Source organism: bacterium (assembly GCA_020440705.1).
Lineage (GTDB): Bacteria > Krumholzibacteriota > Krumholzibacteriia > LZORAL124-64-63 > LZORAL124-64-63 > JAGRNP01.
The window spans coordinates 1-24815 of sequence record JAGRNP010000056.1 but is presented as its reverse complement, the minus strand read 5'-3'; the positions used below and the strand labels follow the sequence as shown (position 1 = coordinate 24815).

Here is a 24815-nt window from a genome sequence, read left to right as displayed (position 1 = left end):
GCTCTTCCGATCTGAAGTTCCCGCCGCCGCTCTGCTGGCCGCCGCCGTAGCCGCCACCGCCGCCACCGTAACCGCCGCCGCCCTCGCCCTCCTCGCGGCGGCCGAGGATCTGCATCTCGCGCGCGATGATCTCGGTGGTGTAGCGGTCGTTGCCGTCCTGGCCGGTCCACTTGCGGGTCTCGAGCTTGCCCTCGATGTACACCTGCTTACCCTTCTTCAGGTACTTCTCGGCGCGCTCGGCCAGGTGGCGCCAGCAGACGATGCGGTGCCACTCGGTCTTCTCCTGCCACTCGCCACTGGCTTTGTCCTTCCAGTTCTCGGTGGTCGCCACGGAGAAGTTCGCCACCGGGACGTTGCTCTGGGTGTACTTGATTTCGGGATCGCGGCCGAGATTGCCGACGATGATGACCTTGTTGACGCCTGCCATGTGCGCGTCCTCCTTGTCCCGGCGTGGGCCGGGGTGCGTCAGGATAGGGGTTGGTTCCGGCTTATTGTGCGGGGGGACAGTACCAGACCAGGCCCTGTCACTGGATAAAAAAATGGGGTGGATGATGGGATTCGAACCCACGACCACCTGGACCACAACCAGGGGCTCTGCCAGCTGAGCTACATCCACCACCATATTCGGTTTTTTGGCACGCCCGGCAGGACTCGAACCTGCGGCCTGCGGATTAGAAATCCGCTGCTCTATCCAGCTGAGCTACGGGCGCCCGAGTCGTCTTGCCCTGCGGCGGGAGTCGGGTTGCAGCTGCGCCGGAAGTTCGGGTTCGATCCGATCGCCAGAACCGATCTCTCGCGGGCGGACGCGAATAATGGCCATCGGAAGAGCGGATGTCAAGACCCTGATCCCCTTCCCCTTGGCCGCTTTACCCGGTTTCCCGCGCGGCGGATGCGGGCCCTGCAGGCCCCTGTCGCCGCCCCTCCAGCACGATTCGGGCGCGGTCCGCCAGCCCTCGCCCGCGCGCCCGCCAACCCGCTGTGTCGCCGCACCTTGGCCCTCCCAGGGCCCCGCGGGGCGCCACCGAAGGCCCCGCTCCGCACGTTCCCGGCCGGAGTCGGCGCAGGCGTTGGCCGTCTCCCTCCCGCGACCCTATCCTGTGCCCGCCCCCATCGACCCGTCATCTCCGCCGAGGAGTCTCCATGTACATCGCCATGAACCGCTTCCCCATCGCCGCCGGCCGCGAGAACGACTTCATCGAGGTCTGGCGCACCCGCGACTCGAAGCTCGACGAGGTGCCCGGCTTCATCGAGTTCCACCTGCTGCAGGGCCCCGAGATCGAGGGCGGCCGCGTCTTCATCTCCCACTCCCGCTGGGAGTCGTACGCCCACTTCCACGCCTGGACCGAGTCCGACGCCTTCAAGCAGGCCCACGGCGGCAAGTCGCGTGCGCCCGAGGGCACCTACCTGGGGCCGCCGCGGTTCGAGGGGTTCGAGGTGGCTCTCTAGGGAAGACTGGTCGGGGCGAGAGGATTCGAACCTCCGACACCCTGCTCCCAAAGCAGGTGCGCTACCGGACTGCGCCACGCCCCGACCGAGGTCCAAGAAGAGGGAAACCGAAGATACGGCCGGACCGCCCCAAGTCAAACGGGGAAGGTCCGGCCCTCGCCGCAAAAGCCCGTTAGTCTGCCGCCAGGGCCTCCAGCCCGTACGCCCGCGCCACCGTCTTCAGCATGCGCTTCAGCGCGCGGCCCCGGTGGCTGATGGCGTTCTTCTCGTCGGGCTCCATCTCGGCCAGGGTGCGCTGGCCCTCGCCCACCCGGAAGATCGGGTCGTACCCGAAGCCGCCGCCGCCGATCGGCTGGTCGGTGATCGTGCCGAGCAGCTTGCCCTCGGTGGCGATCTCCAGCCAGAACTCGTCGTTCACGGCGCGGCCCGGCGCCTCCGGATCCAGGCCCGACGGCGCGATGCGCGTCAGCGGCGGCTCCTCGGTGTCCGGCCCTTCCACCGCCCAGATGCGGCTGTCGGGCACCCGCATCTGGCCCGCGGGCACCGTCACCGGCGCGCCGCTCAGTTCGGGCACCGAGCCGAGCAGCCCGTCGGCCACCTGGCGCAGGCGCGACTTGTCGTGGCCGTGGCCGGCCAGGTCGGCCTGCATGGCGGTGGCGTAGTCGCGCCAGGCGGCCGCCCGATCGACGAAGCCGTTCCAGTACGACCACTCGTCGGCCTTGTCCTGCAGTTCGATGGCCCTGAGCCACGGGTTGCGCAGCCAGCGCCGCGTGGCCGGGCGCCGCACGTCGTACGCCACCAGCTCCGGCCGCGGGTCGATCCAGCAGCACGCCGTGGCGAAGCGCGCCTGGCGGTAGCCGGCGGGCACGTCGCGCATCAGCTCGAGCACGAGCCTGGCGTTGCTCTCGTAGGTGGCGTCGGGCCCGGAGAAGCGGGCGGCGAAGATGTCCGGCCAGCCCACCAGTTCGCGCACCTGCAGGCTGGTGTCGTCGGCCACGGCGATCTCGCCGGTGTATGCCGCCGTGATCAGCGCCTTGCGGGTGGCGTTGCCCAGGATGGTCGTGCCGTCCTCGATCACCTCGGGCAGGCCCGGGTAGTCGGCCGCCGAGACCACCTCGAACGGCGCCCCCGCGAACAGTTCCCTCAGCTCGCGCACCTTGTCGGCGTTGCGGCTGGCCAGGACGACTTTCCTCGCTTCACCCATGCGGCACCTCCACGGTTCGGATGTCCCGCGACCGACCCCGGCCGGCCGCGCGCGCCCGGCGGCGCATCAGATCTCCAGCACCCTGCGCTGCAGCTCGTTGATCTTGGCCACGGCGGCCGCGCCCAGGTCGAGCATGCGCTCGAGCTGCTCGCGCGAGAAGGGTCGCTCCTCGGCCGTGCCCTGGATCTCGATCAGCCCGCCGCCCTCGGCCATGACCAGGTTCATGTCCGTCTCGGCGGACGAATCCTCGCGGTAGTCCAGGTCCATCAGCACCTCGTTCTGCAGCACCCCGAGGCTGATGGCGCCCACCAGCGAGCGCATGGGGTGCTTCTTCAGCTTCAGCCGCGCGAGCGCATCGTACAGGGCCACCGCCGCGCCGTTGATCGAGGCGCAGCGCGTGCCGCCGTCGGCGCGGATCACGTCGCAGTCCAGGGTGATCGTCAGGTCGCCGAGGGCCACCATGTCGGTCACCGCGCGCAGCGAGCGGCCGATCAGCCGCTGGATCTCCATGGTGCGCCCGCCCTGGCCCCCGCCGCCGGCGGCCTCGCGGCGCATGCGCTCGCCCGTCGAGCGCGGCAGCATGCCGTACTCGGCCGTGATCCAGCCCTGGCCGCTGCCCTTCAGCCAGCGCGGCGTGCCGTTGGAGATCGAGGCGGTGCAGATCACGTGGGTGTTGCCCATCTCGATCAGGCAGGAGCCCTCGGCGTGGGGCAGGTAGTCCTTGGTGATGCGCGTCGGGCGCAGCTGGGCGATTCCGCGGTCGCCGGCTCGTTCAATCACGATGCTCGTCCTTTCGGGTTCTCGTCGGTCTCGTCGTTCAACCGATGGCGTGGCCGGCCGCTTCCATCTCGTCCAGCCCCACCGTCTGCATGTCGGCGATCGGCTTGCCCAGGAAGCGGGCCCCGATCTCCTGGAACTTCCACGGGATGTCGCTCAGCACGAACGACAGCTCCCCCGCGCGGCCGGACACGGCGTCGGGCCGCAGCAGGTCGAGTTCGGCCAGCCGCCCGTGCGCCGCTTCGGCCAGGGCCTCGGCCGAATCGACCAGGTTGACGTCGGGCCCCATGTAGGTGCCGATCTCCGCCTTCAGCAGCGGGTAGTGCGTGCAGCCGAGGATCAGCGTGTCGACCCCCGCCGCGCGCACCGGCGCCAGGTACTCGTCCAGGGCCAGCTGCGTCATGGCGTGGGCGTGCAGCCCCTCCTCCACCAGCGGCACGAAGAGCGGGCACTCGCGGGCCACGATGCGCCCGGCGTCGAGGCCGCCGGCGGCCAGGCCCTCCTGGTAGCGCCGCGAACGGATGGTGCCCGAGGTGCCGATGACGCCCACCGCGCCCCCGCGCGTGGCGGCCAGGGCCGTGCGCACGCCGGGATTGATCACGCCCAGCACCGGCACCGGCAGCACCTCGCGCAGGTACTCGAGCGCGAAGGCGCTGGCCGTGTTGCAGGCCACCACCACCATCTTCACGCCGCGCGCCACGAGCAGCCCCGCGTCCTGGCGGGCGAAGGCGCGCACGGTCTTCTCGCCCTTGGTGCCGTAGGGCACGCGGGCGGTGTCGCCGAAGTAGAGCAGGTCTTCGCCGGGCAGGCGCGCGTGCAGTTCGCGCAGCACCGTCAGCCCGCCCAGGCCCGAGTCGAACACGCCGATGGGCGCCTGGCTGTTGCCCACACCGGTCATCAGAGCCACCGGCGCGGATCGAAGCCCCGCACCATGTCCAGGTGTCCGGCCAGGGTCTCCACCTGGGCGCCCTCCACCAGGATCACGCACCGCCGCGTCGACGGGAAGTTCAGCGCCACCGTGCGCAGGATCGAGGTCAGGGTCGCCGCCTCGGCCGCGCTGCCCCCGGGATGCCCCGTGACGAGCTCGCGCGAGAAGTCGAGCACCACCGACTGGTCGTCCGGATTGTAGAACGCCGCCAGGGCGCGCGTGCCCCGGGGCATGGCGCTCACCGCACCGCTGATGCGCGGCCCCGCGCACAGCACTTCCATCAGCCCGAAGAGGTCCTCGCCGGGCCGGTCGCGGCTCGGGATCTGGCGCTGCTCGGTGACGTAGCCGCCCGCGTCCCACTCGGGGAACACGAGCACCACCGCCCGGTCGCCGCCCACGGTGCCCTGCTCGGCCGGACCCGTCTGGCCGCCGGTGAAGTCGATGGGCAGGTCGTCGTCGCCGCCCCGGGTGAACCACCACGAGCCGGCCGCCACCAGGGCCGCGACCAGCAGCAACGCCACCCAGGGACCGCGCCGCCTGCGCCGGGGCCGGGGCACCTCACGGCGCACCGAAGCGCGCCGGCGGGCGCCGGGCCGCGCGTCGAGGGTGCGTTGGGTCGGCGCGAGCACGCCTTCGGGCGGCGTCTCGTCGGCCGGGCTCCGGTGCTCGTCCGGGTGCTTCGGGTCAGTCACGACGCTCACCTCCCACCGGCTCGTTGTCCTCGTAGGCCTCGCCGCCAGTTGCGTCGCCGGACGCGTCGCCGGGCGGCGCGGAGAGCTGTTTGCGGTAGGTCAGGATCGCCTCGCCCAGGGCCGCCGCGAGCTGGCGCTGGTAGGTGCGGTCACCCAGCTTCTCCTCTTCCGACTTGTGGCTCAGGAAACCCAGCTCGATCAGCACCGCCGGCATGTAGGCTCCCACCAGCACGCGGAAACCGGCCTGGCGCACGCCGCGGTTGGGCAGGCCCAGCGCCGCGGTCATGTCGGCCTGGATGATCTCGGCCAGCTGGCTGCTGCTGCTGATGAAGCGGTTCTGCACGAGCTCCCACACGATGAAGTCGACGTCGCCCGCCGGCGCGCCCGCACCGGGGGTCGCGTTCTCGGCCGCCTCGACACTCTTGGCCCAGTCGCTCTGGGCCGGCGAGAGGAAGTACGTCTCCAGTCCGTGGGCGCCGTCGTTGAACCAGCTGTTGCAGTGCAGCGAGATGAAGATGTCGCCGTCGTTGGTGTTGGCGATCTCGGCGCGGTCGGCCAGCTCGAGATACTCGTCGCGCTCGCGGGTCAGCACCACGCGCAGATCGGACTCGTCGCGCAGGTACCGCTTCAGCTCGCGGGCCACGCCCAGGTTGACGTCCTTCTCCATGATGCCGCGCGTGCCGACGGCGCCCACGTCGTGGCCGCCGTGTCCGGGATCGATGACCACCGTCTGCAGCCGGATCTCGTTGGTCACGTCGACCACGCCCTGCTCGATGTTCAGGTCGGCCCGACCGAGGGGCACCGGGTCGGGAATCGCCGACACCTGCTCCTCCTCGAGCACCAGCACGATGTCGCGCCCCTCGTCGGCGGCGTAGGTGCGGTAGCGGCCGACGAGCTGGTCGACCTCGAAGGTGATCACGGCGTGGTCGTCGAGCTGGCGCGTGCGCGCCGAGCGGAGCAGGCCGCGTCCGCCGAGGGAGAGTCGGCCCGCGTTCACCTCGGCCCCGTAGATCTTCAGCTCGATCACGCCCGAGCGGGGGCTCGTCGCCCGGTAGCCCAGCGGCGCCGCGCACTCCACGTGCACGGCCGTCGAGCGCCCCAGCACCTCGGCCCGCAAACGGGTCACGTTGTACTCGGCGGTGCCGACGGTCAGCTTGCGGCCCTCGTCGTCCCAGCTGATCCGCTCTCCCGCTCGCGGGCCCACCACCGCGGTGACGAAGGTCATGGGCAGCCACAGGTCGCCCTCGTGGTCGAGCACCGGCACCGGCATGAGCAGTTCGCCGTCGGCCAGACGCACCACCCGCGTGTCGGCCGTCAGGCCGAAGCTCTGCCCGCCGATCTTCAGGTCGAGACGCCGCAGCCGGCCGTCCCAGTAGCGCGACGCCTGCAGCACCGTGGCCAGGGTCGCCGAACGCACGTAGAATTCCCGGCTGTCCAGCAGCAGATAGCGGCCCATGGCCTGGCGCGTCTCGCCCGTGGCCTGGTTGCGGATCGTCCAGGGCACGGCCTCGGCAGCCGCAGCGACGCGCGTGTACGCGAGCGGATCGCGATAGGTGTCCGCGGCGGCCTGGCCCCGGACGGCCGGCGGCACGAGGACCCCCACCAGGAGCAGTCCCAGCAGGAGCGTGTGGCGGGTTCTGAGCATGTTGGCGTGCCTCTCGTGTCGCCGCTCAGGTGCGGCGGCCGATTTCCTTGGCGATGCGGCGTTCGACGTCCTTCTTGGCCTTCGTGTCGCGCTTGTCGTGCAGCTTCTTGCCGCGCCCGAGGCCGAGCTCGAGCTTCACGCGCCCCTTCTTGAAATACAGCTTCATGGGCACGAGGGTCAGGCCGCGTTCCTCGACCTTGGGCAGGATCTTGCGGATCTCGCGCCGGTTCAGCAGCAGCTTGCGCCTGCGGAACGGCTCGTGGTTCTCCCGGTTCCCCATTTCGTAGGGCCCGATGTGCATCTTCACGACCCACGCCTCGCCCTCGCGGATCTCCCCGTAGCTGTCGCCGAGGTTCACCCGCCCGTTGCGCAGGGCCTTCACCTCGGTGCCCAGCAGCACGAGGCCGGCCTCCCACCGGTCGAGGATCTCGTACTCGTGGAAGGCCCGCTTGTTCTGGGCGATGATCTTGATCCCGCTGGTGTCGCTCTTGCCCGCCATGGTCACTTTCTCCGGCGAATCCCCGGGGCCAGAATATACCCTCCCCGTCGCGGCCTGCAAATGGCTGGTTTGACGGCGGTTCGCCCCCGCCGGATTTTTGGGCCCGCAGGTTGACAACCCCCTGACCAGCGACTAGATTGGTCGCCCGTCGCCGGAAACCCGCTTTCCGGCGACGCCCAATGCGAAGCCGTGCCCAGGTGGCGGAATTGGTAGACGCGCTACGTTCAGGTCGTAGTGGGGGTAACCTCGTGGGAGTTCGAGTCTCCCCCTGGGCACCATGGCTTCCGCAGGACGCATGACCTCTTGCCCGGACGATTCCCGGCAGGAGGTTTTTTTGTTGCCCGCCGCTCGCCGCCCTCGACGGCCCCGGCCTCGCCCCCCGTCCCGGCACGATCCGTGCAGTCTCCGGTTGGACAAAAATCGCTCGTTTGCGGGCCGGACCGTTAAAGGTTCGGTAAGACCATGCCGATCATGGCCTTAACCCCCAAGCGACCCAACCCCGGCCACCGGCCGGGAACCGGAGGCCCCCATGCGCTGGATCGATATCATCCTCCCCGAGCCGGGAACCCACCAGGAGATGGACGCCCTCGTCAGCGAGGCCGTGGCCCGCATGGCCCGCATCCCGGAGATCCAGACCCGGGACGGCCTGGACGCCGTCACCATGCTGGACGTCTTCGCGGGCGTGGGGCAGCTCCTCTTCCAGGCCATCCAGGCGGTCGATCCCGAGGCCTTCTCCCCCGACAATCCCGGCGGCGCGCCCACGGGGCCGACCCTCGGCGAAGCCGCCCACGACAGCCTGCGCGGCTACCACATCGTCGCCGACCCGGACGTGGTCGACCTGCCCTGGCACTGGCTGCACAACGGCGTCGGATTCCTGCTGGCCAAGCATCCCATCTGCGCCGCGGCCCACGGCTCCGAGCTGCCGGACGAGGCGACGCGCCGGCCCTGGATGCAGCGCGCCCTGCGCGCCCGGTTCATGGTCGCCGACGACGGCACCGCCCACCTGCCCGGCATCATGCCCCAGCTGCGGCCGACCGACGCCGCCGACCCGCGCATGCTCTTCGTGCCCGGGCACTCGGACCGCCGCCTGCGCCGCCTCATCTACCGCGAGGCCGAGGCCATCCAGGGCGCCCTGGAGATCGGCTGCCACGGCGAGATCCTGGCCCGCATGGAGGTCGAGCCCGAGCCCATCACCCCGAGCGAGCTCTGCGACCGCGGCATCATGTACCAGGCCCTGCACTTCGCCGGCCCCACGAGCCTGCCCGCGACGCCCGACGACGCCAAGGGCGAGTACTGGATCAACCAGCTCATCGACGACGCCACCGCCCCCGAGGACCACGAGATCGAGGACCGCTTCGGCCTGGAAGGCGAGGTGCTGGGCGTCGACCCGGTGACGAGCCTGCTCGATGACGTGGTGCAGCGCTACGAACTGAACGGCCCGCCGGTCGAGGTCGATGCCAACGTGCGCGCCGCCGGCGCCGGCGACGCGGGCGACCGCGCGCCGCGGCCCGGCTCCGCGGCCAAGAGCGCGCGCAACTGGCTGCTCGACGACGGACCGGTCGACCCCGAGCACCTCGGCCGCAGCGGCCTGCTGCCGCCCCTGATCTTCTCCAACAGCTTCTGCGCCCTGCCCGAACTGGGCCGGCGTTTCACCCGCGCCGGGGCCTCGACCTTCGTCGGCCCGGCCGTGCCCCTGTTCAGCCGCCCGGCCCGCATCTTCGCCGGCTACTTCTACCAGGCGCTGGGCGCCGGCTGGGGTGTCGGCGCCGCGACCTGGCGCGCCGCCCGCGACTGCCGCGCCGAGTTCGGCGAGGAGCATCCGGTTTGGCTCAGCTACGGCGTCCAGGGCTACGGCAACCTGGCCCTGCCCTACCTGTAGGCCGCCGGTCTCACGACTCGCCGGCCGACGCCAGCAGGTCGAGCACCTCCGCGTGGATCAACCCGTTCGACGCCACCAGGCGCGGGCCGCCGGGCCGGTAGGGCGCGCCGCGGAAGTCGGTCAACTCCCCGCCCGCCTCGCTGACCAGCAGCAGCCCCGCCCCCACGTCCCAGGTCTGGATCGTGTCGCGGAAGCCGGCGACCATCGCATCGAGGAACCCCGCCGCCACCCACGCCATCTCCAGGGCGATGGCCCCCGCCTTGCGCACCTTCAGCGGCCGCCGGAACACCGCCTGCAGCAGCTCGGGCCGCGAGACGATGACTCCGTCCTTCTTGAACTGGGCGCTGATCACCGCCTCGGCCAGCGGCGCCCGGTCGCTCACGCGCAGCGCCACGCCGTTGAGGGTCGCGCCCCCGCCGCGCAGGGCCAGGAAGGTGTCGCCGACCAGGGGCTGCTGCACGCAGGCGGCCTCGACCCGATCGTCGCGGATCGCCGCCAGGCTGGTGCAGAAGTCGGGCAGGCCGAGGGCGAAGTTCAGGGTCCCGTCGATGGGGTCGAGGTGCCACACGCGCCGGCCGGCAAGGTCGGTGCCCGGCGCCGGCCCGCCGTACTCCTCGCCCACCACCAGGTCGTCCGGATAGGCCCCCGCGATGCGTTCGCGCAGCATCGTCTCGATGGCGCGGTCGGCCGCCGTCACCGCTTCGCGTCCGGTCTTGAAGGCCAGGGGACCCGTGCGCCGGAAGTGGCCGCGGGCCATGTCCCCCGCCTCGTCGGCCCACTCCCGCAGATGCCGCCGCAGGATGTCGTCGCCGCTCATCGCTTCTCCTCCCGGCCGCCGCGCAGGGCCTCGGTGAGCCGCGCCACCGCCGCGCGCACGTTGGCCACGATGGCGTGGATCTCCGCGGGCGTCGCGTCGTCCTGATGGATGCCCACCACGGCGGCGCAGGTGCAGCCGGTGGCCCGGGCCACGGCCTCGGCCGTCTCGGCCGCCAGCGTCCCCTCCCGATGCCCCGGCACCACGAGCACCTGCCCCGCCGGACCGGCATGGTCGGCCATGCTGCGGCCCGCGCAGACGGCCACCGCCCCCACGTGGGCCGCGCCCCCCGTCACCCGCACCACCAGGTCGCGTCCCTGCGCCAGGACCTCGAGCGCGACCCCGGTCCGGCCCTGGCCTTCCCGCAGCGGCCGCGGCAGGGCGTCCTGATCCCAGCCCAGCGGCCCGAATCCGTCTTCCGCACGCCGGATCTTCATGCCATGCAACCCCCCGGCCGCGCGGGCCGTCATGTGAGATACAGGTGGAAACGTAACGAGGATCGAATACGATCGGTCCGAAGGGGGTAGGCGAGGCACGCCGCGGGTGCCCCGACACCGCTTCCACGGTATATTATTTGTCGTCAGCGCGGGAACTTTTTCGGGCCGCCGTGGTCCCAGCCGGATCCCGCGACAGGAATCGACCGTAGGGCCCGCAGCCCGGCCGGTCCCGGAATTCACGGAGCGCCATGCCGCCCCAAAGGCAGCAGACCCATCCCCTGGGGGAGATCTACCGGCTGCTCGTGTCCCGTGGCACCCATCTGACCGTTGGGGTGCTCACGGTGCTTGCCGTGCTCTTCAGCGGCTGGGACGCCACCCGCACCCGGCCCAGCGACGGCACGGTGTGGTCCCTCGGCAAGCCCGTCGTCGAGGTCATCGACATCCTCTCCGAAGGCACCCCCCTGCAGCGGGGCGACATCATCGAGGGCATCAACGCCAACTTCTTCACCTCGCCCGAAGCGGCGTCGGCCGAGCTGAGGCGCCACCGCCCCGGCGATCGCGTCGAGTACTTCGTGCGCCGGGGCTCGCAGACGGCCATCGAGATCGTGAGCCTCGAGTCGACCCGCGTCGACCTGAACGACTACTCGGTGAACGTGATGCTGGCCATGGTGTACCTGGTGATCGGGTTCGCCGTGTACCTGCGCAGCGCCAACGAGCGGGCCCCGGGCCTGTTCTTCCTGCTCTGCCTGCTCTTCGCCCTCTACTTCATGACCAACCTGCAGCAGGCGAGCTACTTCCTCGGCGCCATCATCACCCAGAACATCGGCGCCCTCGCGCGCTTCATGCTGCCGGCGGTGTTCCTGCACTTCTTCCTCGTCTTCCCGCGCAAGAAGTTCACCCTCACGCAGCACCCGTTCCTGGCGCCCCTGCTCTACATCATGCCGCTCATGTTCTACGTGCGGTTCAGCCTCGACCAGTTCATCGGGGCCGAGGGTGCGAAGATCCACGCCGCGAGCTGGATCGTCCTGGGCATCTACTACGTGCTGGGCCTGAGCGCCCTGCTGCACGGGTATTTCAGCTATCGCGACCCGCTCATGCGCCAGCGTGTGCGCATCCTCACCTTCGGCACCCTGGCCGCGGTCGTGCCCTTCCTCGTCTTCAAGATCGGCATGGAGGAACTGAACTTCCAGACGGGCCTGACGCGTCTGGGCGCGGTGCCCCTGGCCGCGATCCCCATCTCGTTCGGGTACTGCGTGGCCCGCTACCAGGTGCTGCAGATCGACCTGCTGCTCAAGCGCAACCTCGCGTACGGGCTGCTGACCGGGACCATCTGGGCGATCTACCTGGGCGGCACGTGGTGGCTCGGCGGCAAGGTCCTCGGGCTGGTGGAGGCGACGAGCGGCCTGTTCGCGGCCGGCGCCACCCTGGGCGTGGCGGCCCTGCTGTGGCCCGTGCGGGTGCGGCTGCAGCGGGGGCTCGACTTCCGCTTCTACCACTCGCGCGACAACATGGCGGCGCTCATCGAGGAATTCAGCAAGGAGATCCCGCGCCTGATCCAGCGCGAGACCCTGCTCACGCGGGTCGGCCAGCGCCTGGTCACCGTGCTCGATCTGCCGGGCATGGCCGTCTACGCCGCCGACGGCGACGCCCAGTTCCCTTCCTTCGACCTCAGCGGCTGCATCAGCGGACGCCTGCCCCAGCCCTCTCTCGACGAGGGGCGCGAGGAATCCCGCCGCCGCCGCCGGCCCGACTACCCCGAGCGCCTGGTGTTGCAGGCCGTCGCCCAGGTGCTCGAGCGCCAGGGCGAGCCCCTGTGGGCCGACGCCGGCGAGTTCGAGAGCCTCGACGACCGCCTGGCGATCACCCGCGAGCAGGCCGAACTGAAGGCCCGCGTGAAGGAGCAGCACTTCCTGGTCGAGCACGGCATCCAGTTGCTGGTGCCCATGGTGGCCCAGGGCCGCCTGGTGGGGATCATGGCCCTGCCCCACCGCGGCGGCGACGGCGAGTACCAGGTGCACGAGTTGCAGCTGCTGTCCATCGTCGCCGGGCAGGTGGCGCTGCAGGTGGAGAATTCGCGCCTCTACGAGGAGGAGGTCGCCAAGCAGAAGCTCGAGGAGGAGATGGCCATGGCGCGGCGCATCCAGTCGCGCCTGCTGCCCAGCCGCCTGCCCAGCTACGCCGGCGTCGAGATCGAGGCCGTGAACATCTCGAGCAAGCAGGTCTCGGGCGACTACTACGACATGTTCGAGCGCACCGACGGCAAGCTCGCCCTCGTGATCGCCGACGTGTCGGGCAAGGGGATGCCGGCCTCCCTGCTGGCCTCGAACATCCAGGCCGCCCTGCGCGGCCAGTGCTACAACTGCGACTCGCCGGGCGTGGTGCTCGAACGCATCAACCAGCAGATCCACGCCAGCACCGACCCGGAGCACTTCGCCACCCTCTTCCTGGCGGTCTTCGATCCCGTGACGCGCCACCTGGAATACAGCAGCGGCGGCCACAACGCGCCGGTGCTGCTGCGGGCCGACGGCACCGTCGAGCTGCTCGACAAGGGCGGCCTGCCCCTCGGCGCCTTCGACTTCGGCACCTACGAGGAGGGCCACGTCGACCTCGCTCCGGGCGACCTGCTCTTCCTCTACACCGACGGCCTGACCGAGACGAAGGACCCCGACGGCGACGACGAGTTCGGGGAGGATCGCCTCAGCGAGGTGCTGCGCGAGAACCGCGACGACGTGGTGCAGGACATCTTCGCCCGCATCGACACCGAACTGCGCGCCTACAGCGGGCGTTCGGCCGGACAGGTGGCCGACGACGACATCACGATGATCGGCCTGAAGATCGTGGCCGCCGCCGCCGTGGACGAGGTGGCGGTCGCCGAGGGGGCCCGGCCCTAGCGGCACGGGGTCCCGGCCCTGGCAAGAATCCGGGCGGTTTCCTGCAACTTCCTGCGGGAAAGCGCCGTAGCAATGGTGGTCCCGGACGGCGGCCCGCGCCCCCGCGCGCCCGGTCCAGCCTCATCCTTGACGGAGGCGATAAGTGAAGTCGTTTGTTTTCATCCTCTTGGCGGCGGCCCTGCTGATCGGTCTGGGCCTGGTCCTGACCGGCGGCGAAGACGAGCACGCCCTTTCGGACAACCCCGAGGCCGTCGCCCTCTGCGAGGACGGCACCCGCGACGCCAACGCCTTCCGGCTGCGCTCGGCGGTGAGCAAGCTCGGTCGGGCCCTCGATCTCGACCCGACCCTCGCCGAGGCCTCCATCGCCCGGGCCATGGCCTTCGCCCGCCTCGGCGAACGCGAGCACATGCAGACCGAGGTCGCCCGCGCCGACAGCCTCACCGCCGCCATCGCCGACGACCACCGCCGCCTCGTGGCCCAGCTCCGCCTCAGCGGCTTCCTCGACAGCCGCTTCCGCGCCATGCGCGACTCGGTGCTGGCCAACCTCGAGGAGACCGACCCCGAGAACATCCACGTGCTCATCGCGCTGACCGCCAAGGCGGGCAAGAGCGACGACCCCGACGCCTACGAGAAGGCCTGGCTGAAGATCCTCGAAGTCGACCCCAACTACGCCAACACCTACAACATGCTCGGCTACATGGAGCTCAACCGCGGCAACTACGAGGCGGCCATCGAATACATGAAGAAGTACGCCTTCCTGGCGCCCGACCTGGCCAACCCCCACGACTCCATGGGCGAGGTGCTGGCGGTCATGGGCCGCTACGAGGAGGCCGAAGAGGAATTCATCCGCTCGGTGAGCATGCAGCCCGACTTCTACCACTCGGTGATCAACCTCGGAAAGACCTACATCGCGCGCGGACAGCTCGACAAGGGGCTGGAGTACCTCGAGGGCATGCGCAGCCAGGTCGCCGGCAGCGACATCGAGAAACGCGTCGACGCCGAGATCGTCATGACCTACCTGACCGCGGGCCTGGAGAAGGATCTCGACCGGGTGTCCGCCGAATACGTCGCCAAGTATCCCGACGACTCGTTCAGCTGCGAGCTGCGCGGCGTGCGGCTCGCCTACATGGGCCGCGTGGCCGAGGGACGGGCGGTCATGGATTCGTGCCTGGCCGACTGGCGGCAGAGCGAGATGTACCGCGACAGCGAAGGCGTGCGCCAGCACACCGAGGTGGCGGCGTACCAGTTCGAGGCCCTGGCCGCCGATGCGGTGGGCAACCACGAGGCCGGTGCCTGGAACTGGGACCGGGCCCTCGAGACCATCACCGGCCTCCCCGAGCACGAGAAGGTCTACGGCCGCTACCGCCTCGCCCAGGATCTCTTCGCCGTGGGCAAGGTCGCCGCGGCCCTGGCCCAGGTCGATCCGCTGCTCGCCACGAACCCGCGCCTGATCCACGTGCTCGTGCTGAAGGTGAAATGCCACCTCGAGCTGGGCCAGGGCGAGCAGGCCCGCGAGGCGTTGGACCAGCTGCAGTGGAGCATCAGCCAATCCGACCCGGACTTCCCGGCCCGGGTCGAGGCCGCCGAGCTGGAGACGCTGGTTTCGGCCATGGCCGGACAGTAGCCCGCGCCGGCGGTCGGGGCGGGCCCGGCCGGTCCTGCAGGTGAACGCAAGCGGGGCTCCCCCAGGGGAGCCCCGCTTCTTGTCCATGCCGCAGGGGTCGGCGTCCGGCGTGCCGCCCGCTCAGACCTCTTCGAAGAACCAGGGCTTGAGGCACTGCACGATCTTGTCGTACGTCTCGGGATAGAGTCCCCACACCGTGGCGGCGACCGAGCTCAGGAGGCTGTTGCCGTCCTGGGGCGTGAAGCAGTAGCCGGTGATGGTCCGGCCGTCCTCGCTCACGTGCAGCGTGTCGGTCGGGATGACCGACTGGTTCAGGATGCGGCCGCAGAAGCCGTGGTCGCGGCCGAAGCTGAAGATGCTGTTGGCGGTGGTCTTGTAGGTGGTCGCGATGCGGTCGTCGGCCTCGACGCGCCCGATCAGCTCGTCGCGCGTGACCGGCTTGTCGACCTTCAGGGTGTACTGGATGATGTGCATCAGCTGCGAGTTGACCTTCATGGCCGAGCTGAAGAGATTCAGGTCGTAGGCCTCGCCCTTGGTGCGGTACAGGTGCCAGGCATCGCGTGCGTGGTGCGTGCCGAAGCGGGGATCCTTGTGGCTGCCGACCTGCGGGCTCGGGACGAAACCGCCGTCCTGGCTGATGTCGTTGGCGCGCCGCATGCAGATGAAGCGTCCCTCGAGCAGGTTCTCCGGCCCCACGTCGGCGAGGCCGAAGGTCTTGATGAGCACCGACAGGTTGTGGGTGTTGCAGCTGACCACCTGCAGGTACTTGTCCTCGCCGACCCGCAGCACCTCGTCGTTGATGCCCCGCGCATACTGCTTGCCGAAGCCGAACTCGCTGCCCTGGGCGATGAAGAGATCGATCGAGTCCTCGTACTTCTCGTACCAGCGTTCCTTCATGGCATTGCCGCTCGGCGTGCAGTCGACCACGACCCGGCACATCTCCAGGGCCTCCTCGGTCGTGTGCTCCACCTTCAGTCCCATCTTCACGAAACCCTCGACGCGGTCCTTGTCGGTCACGAGGCGCGCGCCGCGGCGCAGCAGGTTCTGCACCTTCGAGCGGTCGGTCATCAGCGGCGTGCGCTTGTGGAAGAGGACCTCGTCGATCCCGAGCTGGGCCTTGAAGTTGCAGAGCAGTCCGATCAGGGGTTCGCCGATGGTGCCGGTGCCGACCACGAGAACGGTTTTGGATCCGAGCATGGAACACTCCTTAAACTGGCTGGCGGCCTCGCCGGGGGGACCGGCCGGACCGGACGCCCACTCAGGCCTCGGGCCGGGCCCATCGCTCGTGGGGCAGGATCTCGACGGGGCGGGCAAAGAACTTGTCCGCCGGATAATGGAGGAAATTTGACACCCGACCCGTATAGATACAAGCAAATTCCATGATTTGACGCCCCAGACGACTGGCGGCGCGGCCTTCGCGGAACAGCGATTCCCAGATGGGATTCTGCACCGCGCGCAGGCTGCGCTGCAGGCGCGCCCGCTGTCCGAGCGCTTCGCGCACGGACGCCTCGAGAGCCGCCAGGCGCTCGGCGACGCCGGGCGCAGCGACGCCCGCCTCGCGCAGCTCGTCCTGGGCCGTGACCAGGTCCTCGAGGCGCGTCTCGACCACGGCGAGCTGGCGCCACTGGTCGCGCAGCGGGCCGAGGGCCGCCACCTCGTCGGCCACCTCGGGCACGATCATGGCCGTGCGCCAGCCGACGCTCTTCTTGCTGCGCAGGATGTCGCCGTAGGTGTGGTCGCCGAAGTAGATGATCTCGTCGGCCGCGGCGCCGATCTCGCGTTCGAGGAAGAAGCTGTCGCCGCCGACGAAACAGCGGCCCGACCGGTTCGGCATGGTGGCGTGGACGCCCGCGGGCACGGGCTCCCCGTCGCCGCGGGCCACGAAGAACCCCGGCTTGCGGGCGAAGCACACCACGAGATCGAAGAGATCCTCCCAGCTGCCGCGCGGGCCGCCCACGAGGAAATCCATGACCGCACCGGTGTACTCGACCTCGGAGTTCGTCAGCAGGAAGAGCTTCTTGCCGGCCTGGCGGAACTTGCGCAGGGTCGGCACGAGATCCGGGTCGCGCTCGAAGTACGCGCCGAGGTCGGCGGTGATGCGCGCCTTGAGGCTGCCGTCGGCGTGCATGGTGTCGACGGCGCCGCGGATGTCGTCGTAGAGCTGGCGGTAGGAGACGGGCAGCAGCCCCTCCTCGCGGTCCTTCAGGTCGACGAGCCCGGCATAGAGGATGCCTTCGGGCATGTCGAAGAGGGTGTCGAAGATGCGGTAGCGGTCCTTGCCGATGCGGATGCGCGCCCGCGGGTACTGGGCCTTCTTCTCGTCCTTCTCCAGGAACTCGAGGCCGTGGCGGGCACGGGAGATGTGGTTGTAGCCGTCGATCTTCAGGACGTTGCCCTGCTTCTTGTCGACGCAGAGGCCGCGGATGGCGCCGTCCGGATCCCAGACCACCTCGCGGATCGCCGACGGGTAGTCGGCATCGCGGATCAGGGACTCGATGGCCATGTCGAAGGTGAGCTTGTTGAAGGGCTCGGTCCGGTAGACGGCGAGCGTGTGGTCCATGTCGAACCCGATCGCCGCGATGGACGCCATGCGGAGATTGCGGTTGACGAAGATCCGGCGGCTGCTCTCCAGGGCAGGGCGGGCCGCTGCTTGGTCGTCAGGAGTCATGTTCATCCCCCGGGGTGGTGGCGTCGGCCGCACCGGACGGGCGCGGCTCAGACGTGGGCGTAGGGAGCCGGCTGTCCAGTCTCGGCCATTTTGTAGTACGCCGCAACCGCGGGATGCTCGGGGAAGGTGTCGACGACCTTGCGCCACCAGCTGTCGGCGTTGTCGTGGAAGCCGGTCTCGCGCATGAGGTCGCAGCCGCGGATCCACGCCCGATGGTTGTTGGCGTTCTCGGTGATGGTGCGCAGGTAGAGCTTGAGGGCCCGCTTGCGGTCGCCGGCGAAGCGGGAGCACTCGGCCATGCCGAGCCAGGCGGCGCTGTAGGCCGGATCGAGGCTGAGCGCCTGCTCGAATAGGCCCACCGCGTCGCTGACGTGCCCCTCCATGAGAGCCAGTTCGCCGAGGTAGCGCAGCGGATAGAGGTCGCGGACGCGGCGGTCGACCGCGCTGCCGCCCGAGTCGGTGTCGCCGGCGAGGAGACGCTGCAGATCGGACCGCGCCCCGGCCACGAGCCCGGACGCCGACACCGCCGCCCACTGCTCCTCGTTCGCCTCGAGCATGCGGCAGGTCACCGCCACCGACTGCAGGAGCGCCTGCGGATGGTCGGGAAAGACCGCACGGACCTGCTCGACCACGGTGCGGGCATCCTCGACGCGGTCGAGGGCCAGCAGCGCCGAGACGATGCGGGCGCCGAGGTCGGCGAGCCAGGGCAGCCGGCGCTGGCGCTCGAGTGCGAAGCTGCGCGCCTTCTGCCAGGCGGTGTGCAGGTTCGCCAGGGCCCCGTTGATGCCCGAGACCGGCAGCACCTCGCCGTCGAGCATGACCAGGACCTCGCAGGCGAGCTGGTAGGGGAAGTAGGGTTCCTCGGGGAAGCTCACCACGGCCTTGCGCAGGATCCGCAGGTTGCGCTCACGCTTGCGGGTGCGGTTCTCGTCATCACGGGGTTCGTGGGTGACGGCCAGGTCGGATTCGAGGATCTTCAGGCCGTTCAGGACGGCCCACTCGGCCAGGGCGGGCATGATGCGCTCGTTGATCGGGTACTGGTAGCGCACTTCCGGGGCGTTGCGGAACAGGCGCACGCGGTTCTCGCGCTTCTCGAGATCGGTCACGTCGGCGCTCACCATGCGCAGCCGATAACCGGCCGCCGCCGGATCGTGCAGCAGCCGCTGGAACTCGACCGGACGCACCGGCTGCAGGTACTCGTCGGCGTCGAGCACGAGCACCCAGTCGCAGCTGGCTTCGGACAGGGCGGTGTTGCGGACGGCGGAGAAGTCGTCCTCCCAGGGCACGTCCACGACGCGGGCGCCGTACCCTTCGGCGATGATGCGCGTGTTGTCGCGCGAGCCGGTGTCCACCACGATCACTTCATCCACCAACGCCAACACGGACTTGATGGCCATTCCGATCGTGGCCTCCTCGTCCCGGGCGATCACACACAGGCTGACGGTCTTGCGCTTCATGTACGGTGCAGGTTCCTCGTTTGGGCGTTGTCGGGCGGTCTCCTGCCTACCTATCGACCGCCGGGGCCGCGGGTTTACCGGGAACGTTGCAAAACCTTGCGGGCTGCGCGAATATGGGAGCGTCATGGTCTTCACCACCCCTTTTCCGCCGCCTGCCGGCGGCAGCGACCGGTCCGGATCCGCCCTGCGGGCCCGGATGCCGGTCTTTGCCCTGCTCGACAACATCCGCAGCGTGTGGAACGTGGGCTCGATCTTCCGCACCGCCGACGGCGCCGGTTTCGGCGGCCTCGTGCTCACGGGCATGACGGCCACGCCGCCCCGGCCGGACATGGAGAAGGTCGCCCTCGGCGCAACGCAATCCGTACCATGGAGTTACCAGAAAGATGCCGTGGCGGCGGCGCGGGCGCTGCGGGACACCGGCCGCCCCCTCGTCGTGCTGGAACAGACGCCGCAGGCCCGCCCGTGGGACGACTTCCCCTACCCCTTCCCCCACGTCTGCGTGGTGGGGCACGAGGTGCACGGGGTCGATCCGGCCATCGTGGACCTGGCCGACCACGTGGTCGAGATCCCCATGGCGGGCGCCAAGGATTCCCTGAACGTGGCGGTCAGCTTCGGGATCCTGGCCTACGCGGTGCGCCGCGCCTGGCTGGCCGCCGGGTGTCCCGAGGGGCAGGGAACACCATGAGCGGCAGCAGCTTCCGCTCGCCCTGGCAGGGGCCCTGGCGCCGGATCTGGGTCGCGGCCGTGCGGCGGCTGCTGCGGCCGGCCCCCCGGTTCGAGACCCGCTTCATCGCCTGGTTGGTGGAACGCCAGAACCGGCGCGTGCGCCGTCACCTGCGGCGCCAGCCGCCCCGCAGCGCCCTGCTCATCCTGCCCCGCTGCGTCAAGCAGACCGGCTGCCGGGTCGACGTGCAGACGTCGGTGGAGCCCTGCCTGAGCTGCCGTGCCTGCCCCGTGGGCGACGCCGCGGCCGCTTGCGCCGACCGCGGCCTCACGGCCCTGGTCGCCTTCCGCAGCCACATCGCCTTCGCCCTGGCCCGTGAGCACCGCCCTGACGTCATCGTGGCCACCGCCTGCCACGACCGACTGATCAAGGCCCTCGTGCACGTGCCCGAGTTTCCCGCCCTGCTGGCCCCGCTGACGGGCATGGCGGCGCCGTGCCGCGACGCGACGTTCGACACGTCCTGGCTGGTCGCGGAACTCGACCGCGTGGCCCCGCCGGCGCCGGCCGTGGCGGTTCGATGACCCCCGTCGGCTGGTTGACCGCGGCCGTGCGGCTGGCGCGTCCGGCCCAGTGGCCCATCCTGACGGCCCAGTTCGCCCTGGCCGTGCTGCTGGCGGGTCCGGGCCCGGAGTCCGGGTTCGCCGCCTGGGCGCACGGCCTGGCTCCCGCGTCGCTGCTGGGCGGCTGGGCGGCCTGGGTCGTGCTGCTCAACGGCGGCACCCTCGCCTTCAACAGCGCCTACGATCGCGACACGGGGCCCGTCGCCTACCTGGCCGCGCCCCCGGTGCCGCCGCCGGGACTGGCCCCCTTCGCGCTGGCGGCCATGGCTGCCGGGGTGGTTCTCGGGGCCCGGGCGGTGGGGCCGTTCTTTGCGGCGGTGACGGCAGGATGCGTGCTGCTGTCGGTGGCCTACTCCCACCCGGCGGTGCGTCTGAAGGCGCGTCCCGGCTGGGACCTGGCCGTGAACATGGTCGGCTACGGCGCCGGCACCACCGCGGCCGGCCTGGCCACGGGCGGCGGGGGCCCGACGGGCCCGGGCTGGGGCTTCGTGGCCGGATTCGGCCTGCTCTTCGGCTCCTTCTATCCCCTGACCCAGATCTACCAGGCCGCCGACGACAGCGCGCGGGGCGATCGCACCCTCGCCACGGCCCTCGGCACCCGGCGGGCCCTCGCGCTGGCGCTCGGACTGGGGCTGGCGGCGGCGGGGGTGCTGGGCGGCGCCCTCGTCGGGGCGGAACGGACGGCCGCCTGGTGGGTGCCGGCGGCGGCGCTGGGCCTGTGGTGCCTGCACGTGGCCTGGTGGCGGGCCCGCGCGGCGCGCTGGAACGCGGCGCGACACGAGCGCGGCATGTACACGGCGTTGGGTCTGTGGGCCCTGATCGACGTCGCGCTGGCCTGGGCGTGGCTGGCGGGGTGAGCCGGCGGGTCGGCTAGATCTGCACCCGGCGCCGCCGCGAGATCTCGCCGCTGAAGTTCGCCCCGAGGCTGGAGAATTCGGCCAGGACCCGGTCGACCAGATCGGCCTTTTCGCGCAGGGGCAGGAACGCCGACTTGAACCCGTTCATCACCAGGGTCAGGACCTCGTCCTCGCTCAGGTCGTAGTGCTCGACGGCGAGGCGGTACTCGTTGGTGACGGTGGTGCCGCTGACGAGGCGGTTGTCGGTGTTCAGGGTGACCCGCAGTCCGTCGGCCAGGAACTGCCGGATGGGATGGCTGCGGAAGTCGGGGATGGCCTTGGTCTGCATGTTGCTGGCCAGGCACACCTCGACGGGGATGCGGTGGTCGTTCACATAGGCCATCAGCTCGGGGTCCTCGTTCAGGTGGGTGCCGTGGCCGATGCGGTGGGCGCGGCAGTAGTGCAGCGCCTGGTGGATCGACGGCGCCCCGAAGGCCTCGCCCGCGTGGATCGTGATGTTCACGTTGCTGTTCAGCGCCGTGTAGAAGGCCTCGATGTGCTCCTTGGCGGGGAAGTCGCGCTCGGCGCCCGCGAGATCGAAGCCCACCACGCCCCGCCCCTTCCAGCGCACGGCCAGCTCGGCCAGTTCCAGACTCGATGCCGCCGAGATGTGCCGGATGCCGCAGATGATCTGGCCGCACACGATGCCGTAGCGGCGCCGGGCGCGGTCGAGCCCCTCCTGCACCGCCGCGACGATCTCGTCGTAGGTGAGCCCCCGCTCGAGATGCAGCAGCGGCGAATAGCGCACCTCCATGTAGCGCACGTTCTCCCGATGGGCGTCCTCGGCCAGCTCGTAGGCGATCCGCGTGAGCTCGTCCTTCTCCTGCATCAGCTTCAGGGTGATGTCGAAGACCCGCAGGTACTCGACCAGGCTCTCGCAGTCGTCGGGCACGCGGCACACGGCCAGCACGTCGTCGAGGGTGCTGAACTCGTAGCCCGTGTCGAAGCGCCGGGACAGTTCGAGCACGGTCTCCGGTCGCAGGGACCCGTCGAGATGGACGTGCAGGTCGGTCTTGGGCAGGGCGTGCAGGAAGGCGAGGGTCGGGCGGGCGGCGGACGACGGCATGGTCTCTCCCCGGTGCGGCGGATCCGGTCCGACGCAGCGCGCGCCCGACCGTCGGGGCCCCCGGAGGCATCCGCCACGCCGACCCGGGGACAAAAAATTATCGATGCGGGCGAAGTCGGATTCTCCAGCGGACAGAGGGCGACTCATTCCCCTGAGGCCTTCGAAACAACTTCGAATTCTCCACGAAGGATCCAGCCAAGATCCAGTGGAAACCCGCATCGAAAAGTGCCAGGTGGGATCGGCGGATGGTCCTCAGGGGTCGACCCTGGGGGATCCGGGCGAGCTCCACCTCGCTCCTTAGTATACAGAAAATTCTCCCGGAATTGCAAGGCTCATCCTGAAGTATTTGGTCGGTCGGCGGCAGGCGATCCGGAGGCTCCAGTGCCGGGAATCGGTATCTCACAAGCGATTGGACAAGGCTGGGCCCAAACTGTATATTCTCGATACACTACCCCAGACGACTTTTTGGAGTCCACGCGTGAGGAGTATGCCAATGTCTCAGGGAATCCATCCCAGGGTTCGGTCTGCGTTCTTTTCGACGATCATCGGAGCGCTGATGCTGCCCCTGGTGGCGATTGCCGGCACGACTCCCGCCGGCCAGTGGGTCGGCGAGGTGAAGTCCCCCGCCGGCGACGAGGTGGAGATCCACCTCACCCTGCAGAAGGAGGGCAACAACTGGACGGGAACCCTCGAGGACCCCACCATGGGCGAGACGGTGGTGTCGAACCTGCGCGTCACCGACACCCGCATCTCCTTCACCTTCAAGCCTGCCAATGCGCCGTTTCCCCTGCATTTCAGCGGTTCCTACGTGGCCGGCGACGACCGGGTCACCGGCACCTTCTCCCTCCACGGCACCAGCCGCTTCGTGAAGTTCAAGCGCGTGCCGGGATCCGAGGCGGTCGACGTTCCGGCGGGCGAGGAGCCCAAGACGCCGGCCCGCATCCGGCACGAGTACAGCTTCGCCGTGACCGGACGCATGTCCTACTGGCTGGCCCTGCACGTCACCAAGGACGACGTCTACGGCATCAACGACCTCACCCGCGGCACCATCAATTTCGACGGCGCGCTGAAGTGGTTCCCCATGGACGGCTTCAACGTCCTGGTGCGGTACTTCCGCGGCGGCCACGACCTGACCGACCATCCGGACAAGCTGGCGGAATTCGCTCACCTCGGCGTGAGCGAGAACTCCTACATCAAGCTCGACGGCTTCGAGATCGGCATCCAGGGCTTCCTGGGCAACAAGATCTCGCCCAACAGCCGCTTCAACCCCTACCTGACCGGCGTCATCGGGCAGGTCGACTGGGCGCTGCAGGAGAACGGGCGCGGATCCGACTCCCTGGTCGAGGGCCTGTACGCCTTCGAGGGCACGGGGCTCTCCACCGGCTTCGGCATCGGCACCGAGTACGAGCTGGGCTCGAGCCTGATGCTCGAATTCGAGTGGATGTGGCGCTACTTCCTCACCGAAGACGCCGACAAGTGGGACGCCGACACGACCTGGAGCAACCAGCACAGCTGGAATCTCTCCGCCGGTCTGACCTTCGGGTTCTAGGCGCCGCCCGCCGGATCGCGAGGTCGCGGAGGGTCACCGGGTCGAAGAAGGTCACCTGGAAGAAGAGGGCCGCTGCTGCGCAGCGGCCCTCTTTCGATCTGGACTGCGGCCTCTGCCGCGGAGCCCCGACGGCGGCGCCTCAGCCGACGTCGCTGCGCACCGCATACCACCACAAATCGGTGGCCGGCAGGATCGGCAGCTCCGGCCGCTCGAGGGCCAGGCCATCGGCGATCTGTCCGAGACAGCCGGGATTCGTCGTCACCACCAGATCGGCCCCGGTCGCCGCCAGGTCGGCCGCCTTGCGGCGGGCCAGGGTCGCCGACATCTCCGGATAGCGCAGGCCCCACGCCCCCCCGCTGCCGCAGCACACCTCGATCTCGACGGGCTCGCACCAGACGAGGTCCGGAATGCGCCCCAGGAGGGCGCGCAGGTCGGCGCCGAGCCCGCGGCCGTGGCGCCCGTGGCAGGGGTCGTGCACGGCCACGCGCAGGGGCACCGGACGCCGCGGCGGGCAGGGGGCCGCGAGCAGGGCCGCCGCGGCGTCGAGAATCGGGCCGCAGGCCTCGGGCAGCGTGTCGGCGAGTTCGAGGCCGCAGCCGGCGGCTTCGACCACCAGCGGCCCCTGTGCGGGACCACCCACACCGAAGGCCTCGCGGTTCCGCCGCTGCAGGGTGCCGGCCCGGCCCGGCCGTCCGGTGTGCGCGGCCAGGGCGCCGCAGCAGTCCTGGCCCGTCGGCACCGTGACGGTGTGTCCGGCGTGGCGCAGGGCCGCCAGGAGACGCCGGCTGGTGGCGCCGAGCAGGCCGTCGTTGGCGCAGCCGCGGAAGAAGCGCAGCGGCCCGGCGTCGGGGGCGTCCCAGGCGGGTGGCGGTGCGGAGGACGGGGCGCCGCCGCGGGCGGCAATCAGCCGGTCGATCAGATGCACCAGCTCGGCATCGCCGCGCGGCGCGGCGGGAACGGAGCCGACGAGGCGGGCCAGCTGCGGCAGGGGTCCCGGCCCCTGCTCCAGGCGCCGCCGCCAGTGCGCGCCCAGGACCGCACGGGCCGTGCCGCGGGCCG

The 24815-nt window shown here is 70.2% G+C and carries 22 protein-coding genes and 4 tRNA genes; 9 read left to right on the top strand and 17 right to left on the bottom strand.

Annotation, left to right across the window (positions count from 1 at the left end; genetic code table 11):
* From KDM41_10100 to KDM41_10090, 3 genes are all read right to left on the bottom strand, one after another.
* Positions 1-427: single-stranded DNA-binding protein (locus KDM41_10100; GenBank protein MCB1183774.1), on the bottom strand; the 427-nt coding region annotated here is incomplete at its 3' end.
* 113 nt (positions 428-540) lie between these two features.
* Positions 541-616, bottom strand: a tRNA-His gene (locus tag KDM41_10095).
* Positions 617-633: 17 nt separating this feature from the next.
* Positions 634-710, bottom strand: a tRNA-Arg gene (locus KDM41_10090).
* A gap of 430 nt (positions 711-1140) precedes the next feature.
* Here KDM41_10090 and KDM41_10085 point away from each other — a divergent pair.
* Positions 1141-1446, top strand: a complete 306-nt coding sequence (locus tag KDM41_10085) for an antibiotic biosynthesis monooxygenase (GenBank protein ID MCB1183773.1) — start codon at positions 1141-1143, stop codon at positions 1444-1446.
* Between the two features lie 7 nt (positions 1447-1453).
* Here the strand turns inward: KDM41_10085 and KDM41_10080 are convergent.
* The 7 genes from KDM41_10080 to smpB form a co-directional block, all read right to left on the bottom strand.
* Positions 1454-1530, bottom strand: a tRNA-Pro gene (locus tag KDM41_10080).
* Between the two features lie 88 nt (positions 1531-1618).
* On the bottom strand, positions 1619-2650 hold the full coding sequence (locus tag KDM41_10075; protein MCB1183772.1) for a hypothetical protein: 1032 nt from the start codon (positions 2648-2650) through the stop codon (positions 1619-1621).
* A gap of 66 nt (positions 2651-2716) precedes the next feature.
* Positions 2717-3427 carry a ribonuclease PH gene (gene rph, locus KDM41_10070; protein ID MCB1183771.1) on the bottom strand — a complete coding sequence of 237 codons (711 nt, stop codon included), beginning with the start codon at positions 3425-3427 and terminating at the stop codon, positions 2717-2719.
* Positions 3428-3467: 40 nt separating this feature from the next.
* Entirely contained in the window at positions 3468-4325 is an 858-nt protein-coding gene (locus KDM41_10065; GenBank protein ID MCB1183770.1) for a glutamate racemase, read from the bottom strand.
* Positions 4325-5047 (bottom strand): GerMN domain-containing protein, encoded by a 723-nt coding sequence (locus KDM41_10060; protein ID MCB1183769.1) that lies wholly within the window; start codon positions 5045-5047, stop codon positions 4325-4327. Before KDM41_10060 ends, KDM41_10065 begins: the two co-directional genes overlap by 1 nt.
* Positions 5040-6692 carry an N-acetylmuramoyl-L-alanine amidase gene (locus KDM41_10055; GenBank protein MCB1183768.1) on the bottom strand — a complete coding sequence of 551 codons (1653 nt, stop codon included), beginning with the start codon at positions 6690-6692 and terminating at the stop codon, positions 5040-5042. The genes KDM41_10060 and KDM41_10055 overlap by 8 nt, the downstream gene beginning before the upstream one ends.
* A 25-nt stretch (positions 6693-6717) precedes the next feature.
* Positions 6718-7191, bottom strand: a complete 474-nt coding sequence (smpB, locus tag KDM41_10050; GenBank protein ID MCB1183767.1) for an SsrA-binding protein SmpB — start codon at positions 7189-7191, stop codon at positions 6718-6720.
* Positions 7192-7382: 191 nt separating this feature from the next.
* On the opposite strand from smpB, the gene KDM41_10045 reads away from it, so the two are divergent.
* Positions 7383-7469: transfer RNA gene (locus KDM41_10045), tRNA-Leu, on the top strand.
* A gap of 251 nt (positions 7470-7720) precedes the next feature.
* On the top strand, positions 7721-9070 hold the full coding sequence (locus KDM41_10040; GenBank protein MCB1183766.1) for a hypothetical protein: 1350 nt from the start codon (positions 7721-7723) through the stop codon (positions 9068-9070).
* Positions 9071-9080: 10 nt separating this feature from the next.
* Here KDM41_10040 and KDM41_10035 read toward each other — a convergent pair whose 3' ends face one another.
* On the bottom strand, positions 9081-9887 hold the full coding sequence (locus KDM41_10035; protein MCB1183765.1) for an inositol monophosphatase: 807 nt from the start codon (positions 9885-9887) through the stop codon (positions 9081-9083).
* Positions 9884-10321 carry a hypothetical protein gene (locus KDM41_10030; GenBank protein MCB1183764.1) on the bottom strand — a complete coding sequence of 146 codons (438 nt, stop codon included), beginning with the start codon at positions 10319-10321 and terminating at the stop codon, positions 9884-9886. Before KDM41_10030 ends, KDM41_10035 begins: the two co-directional genes overlap by 4 nt.
* Positions 10322-10569: 248 nt before the next feature.
* Between KDM41_10030 and KDM41_10025 the strand changes: the two genes are divergently transcribed.
* Together KDM41_10025 and KDM41_10020 are read left to right on the top strand one after the other, a co-directional pair.
* Entirely contained in the window at positions 10570-13212 is a 2643-nt protein-coding gene (locus tag KDM41_10025) for a SpoIIE family protein phosphatase (GenBank protein ID MCB1183763.1), read from the top strand.
* Positions 13213-13354: 142 nt separating this feature from the next.
* Entirely contained in the window at positions 13355-14836 is a 1482-nt protein-coding gene (locus tag KDM41_10020; protein MCB1183762.1) for a tetratricopeptide repeat protein, read from the top strand.
* Between the two features lie 120 nt (positions 14837-14956).
* On the opposite strand, the gene KDM41_10015 is transcribed toward KDM41_10020, so the two are convergent.
* The 3 genes from KDM41_10015 to KDM41_10005 all read right to left on the bottom strand — a co-directional run bounded on the left by KDM41_10015 (position 14957) and on the right by KDM41_10005 (position 18961).
* Complete coding sequence (locus KDM41_10015; protein ID MCB1183761.1) at positions 14957-16033, bottom strand: hypothetical protein; 1077 nt, start codon at positions 16031-16033, stop codon at positions 14957-14959.
* Positions 16034-16094: 61 nt separating this feature from the next.
* Positions 16095-17504 carry an HAD-IG family 5'-nucleotidase gene (locus KDM41_10010; protein ID MCB1183760.1) on the bottom strand — a complete coding sequence of 470 codons (1410 nt, stop codon included), beginning with the start codon at positions 17502-17504 and terminating at the stop codon, positions 16095-16097.
* Between the two features lie 47 nt (positions 17505-17551).
* Positions 17552-18961 carry a glycosyltransferase gene (locus KDM41_10005; GenBank protein MCB1183759.1) on the bottom strand — a complete coding sequence of 470 codons (1410 nt, stop codon included), beginning with the start codon at positions 18959-18961 and terminating at the stop codon, positions 17552-17554.
* A gap of 124 nt (positions 18962-19085) precedes the next feature.
* Between KDM41_10005 and KDM41_10000 the strand changes: the two genes are divergently transcribed.
* Genes KDM41_10000 through KDM41_09990 form a run of 3 tightly spaced genes read left to right on the top strand, consistent with a single transcriptional unit; the run spans position 19086 to position 21102 of the window.
* Complete coding sequence (locus KDM41_10000; GenBank protein MCB1183758.1) at positions 19086-19646, top strand: TrmH family RNA methyltransferase; 561 nt, start codon at positions 19086-19088, stop codon at positions 19644-19646.
* Positions 19643-20206 (top strand): DUF116 domain-containing protein, encoded by a 564-nt coding sequence (locus KDM41_09995; protein MCB1183757.1) that lies wholly within the window; start codon positions 19643-19645, stop codon positions 20204-20206. The genes KDM41_10000 and KDM41_09995 overlap by 4 nt, the downstream gene beginning before the upstream one ends.
* Entirely contained in the window at positions 20203-21102 is a 900-nt protein-coding gene (locus KDM41_09990; GenBank protein MCB1183756.1) for a UbiA family prenyltransferase, read from the top strand. Before KDM41_09995 ends, KDM41_09990 begins: the two co-directional genes overlap by 4 nt.
* A 13-nt stretch (positions 21103-21115) precedes the next feature.
* Here the strand turns inward: KDM41_09990 and add are convergent, their stop codons facing one another.
* Positions 21116-22207: an adenosine deaminase gene (gene add, locus KDM41_09985; GenBank protein ID MCB1183755.1), complete on the bottom strand. Its 1092-nt coding sequence runs from the start codon at positions 22205-22207 to the stop codon at positions 21116-21118.
* A gap of 556 nt (positions 22208-22763) precedes the next feature.
* On the opposite strand from add, the gene KDM41_09980 reads away from it, so the two are divergent.
* The gene (locus tag KDM41_09980; protein ID MCB1183754.1) at positions 22764-23756 is read left to right on the top strand and encodes a hypothetical protein; all 993 of its coding nucleotides are present in this window, start codon (positions 22764-22766) and stop codon (positions 23754-23756) included.
* Positions 23757-23895: 139 nt separating this feature from the next.
* On the opposite strand, the gene KDM41_09975 is transcribed toward KDM41_09980, so the two are convergent.
* A partial coding sequence (locus tag KDM41_09975) for a hypothetical protein (GenBank protein MCB1183753.1) occupies positions 23896-24815 on the bottom strand: 920 nt, incomplete at its 5' end.

What these genes read in the sequence shown, in the direction of transcription:
- KDM41_10015 (MCB1183761.1), bottom strand. Translation starts at nt 16,033, where the DNA reads ATGCTCGGATCCAAAACCGTTCTCGTGGTCGGCACCGGCACCATCGGC.
- KDM41_10010 (MCB1183760.1), bottom strand. Translation starts at nt 17,504, where the DNA reads ATGACTCCTGACGACCAAGCAGCGGCCCGCCCTGCCCTGGAGAGCAGC.
- KDM41_10005 (MCB1183759.1), bottom strand. Translation starts at nt 18,961, where the DNA reads ATGAAGCGCAAGACCGTCAGCCTGTGTGTGATCGCCCGGGACGAGGAG.
- add (MCB1183755.1), bottom strand. Translation starts at nt 22,207, where the DNA reads ATGCCGTCGTCCGCCGCCCGCCCGACCCTCGCCTTCCTGCACGCCCTG.
- KDM41_10055 (MCB1183768.1), bottom strand. Translation starts at nt 6,692, where the DNA reads ATGCTCAGAACCCGCCACACGCTCCTGCTGGGACTGCTCCTGGTGGGG.
- KDM41_09995 (MCB1183757.1), top strand. Translation starts at nt 19,643, where the DNA reads ATGAGCGGCAGCAGCTTCCGCTCGCCCTGGCAGGGGCCCTGGCGCCGG.
- KDM41_09990 (MCB1183756.1), top strand. Translation starts at nt 20,203, where the DNA reads ATGACCCCCGTCGGCTGGTTGACCGCGGCCGTGCGGCTGGCGCGTCCG.
- KDM41_10065 (MCB1183770.1), bottom strand. Translation starts at nt 4,325, where the DNA reads ATGACCGGTGTGGGCAACAGCCAGGCGCCCATCGGCGTGTTCGACTCG.
- KDM41_10040 (MCB1183766.1), top strand. Translation starts at nt 7,721, where the DNA reads ATGCGCTGGATCGATATCATCCTCCCCGAGCCGGGAACCCACCAGGAG.
- KDM41_10035 (MCB1183765.1), bottom strand. Translation starts at nt 9,887, where the DNA reads ATGAGCGGCGACGACATCCTGCGGCGGCATCTGCGGGAGTGGGCCGAC.
- smpB (MCB1183767.1), bottom strand. Translation starts at nt 7,191, where the DNA reads ATGGCGGGCAAGAGCGACACCAGCGGGATCAAGATCATCGCCCAGAAC.
- KDM41_10030 (MCB1183764.1), bottom strand. Translation starts at nt 10,321, where the DNA reads ATGAAGATCCGGCGTGCGGAAGACGGATTCGGGCCGCTGGGCTGGGAT.
- KDM41_10075 (MCB1183772.1), bottom strand. Translation starts at nt 2,650, where the DNA reads ATGGGTGAAGCGAGGAAAGTCGTCCTGGCCAGCCGCAACGCCGACAAG.
- KDM41_10000 (MCB1183758.1), top strand. Translation starts at nt 19,086, where the DNA reads ATGGTCTTCACCACCCCTTTTCCGCCGCCTGCCGGCGGCAGCGACCGG.
- KDM41_09980 (MCB1183754.1), top strand. Translation starts at nt 22,764, where the DNA reads ATGCTGCCCCTGGTGGCGATTGCCGGCACGACTCCCGCCGGCCAGTGG.
- KDM41_10025 (MCB1183763.1), top strand. Translation starts at nt 10,570, where the DNA reads ATGCCGCCCCAAAGGCAGCAGACCCATCCCCTGGGGGAGATCTACCGG.
- KDM41_10085 (MCB1183773.1), top strand. Translation starts at nt 1,141, where the DNA reads ATGTACATCGCCATGAACCGCTTCCCCATCGCCGCCGGCCGCGAGAAC.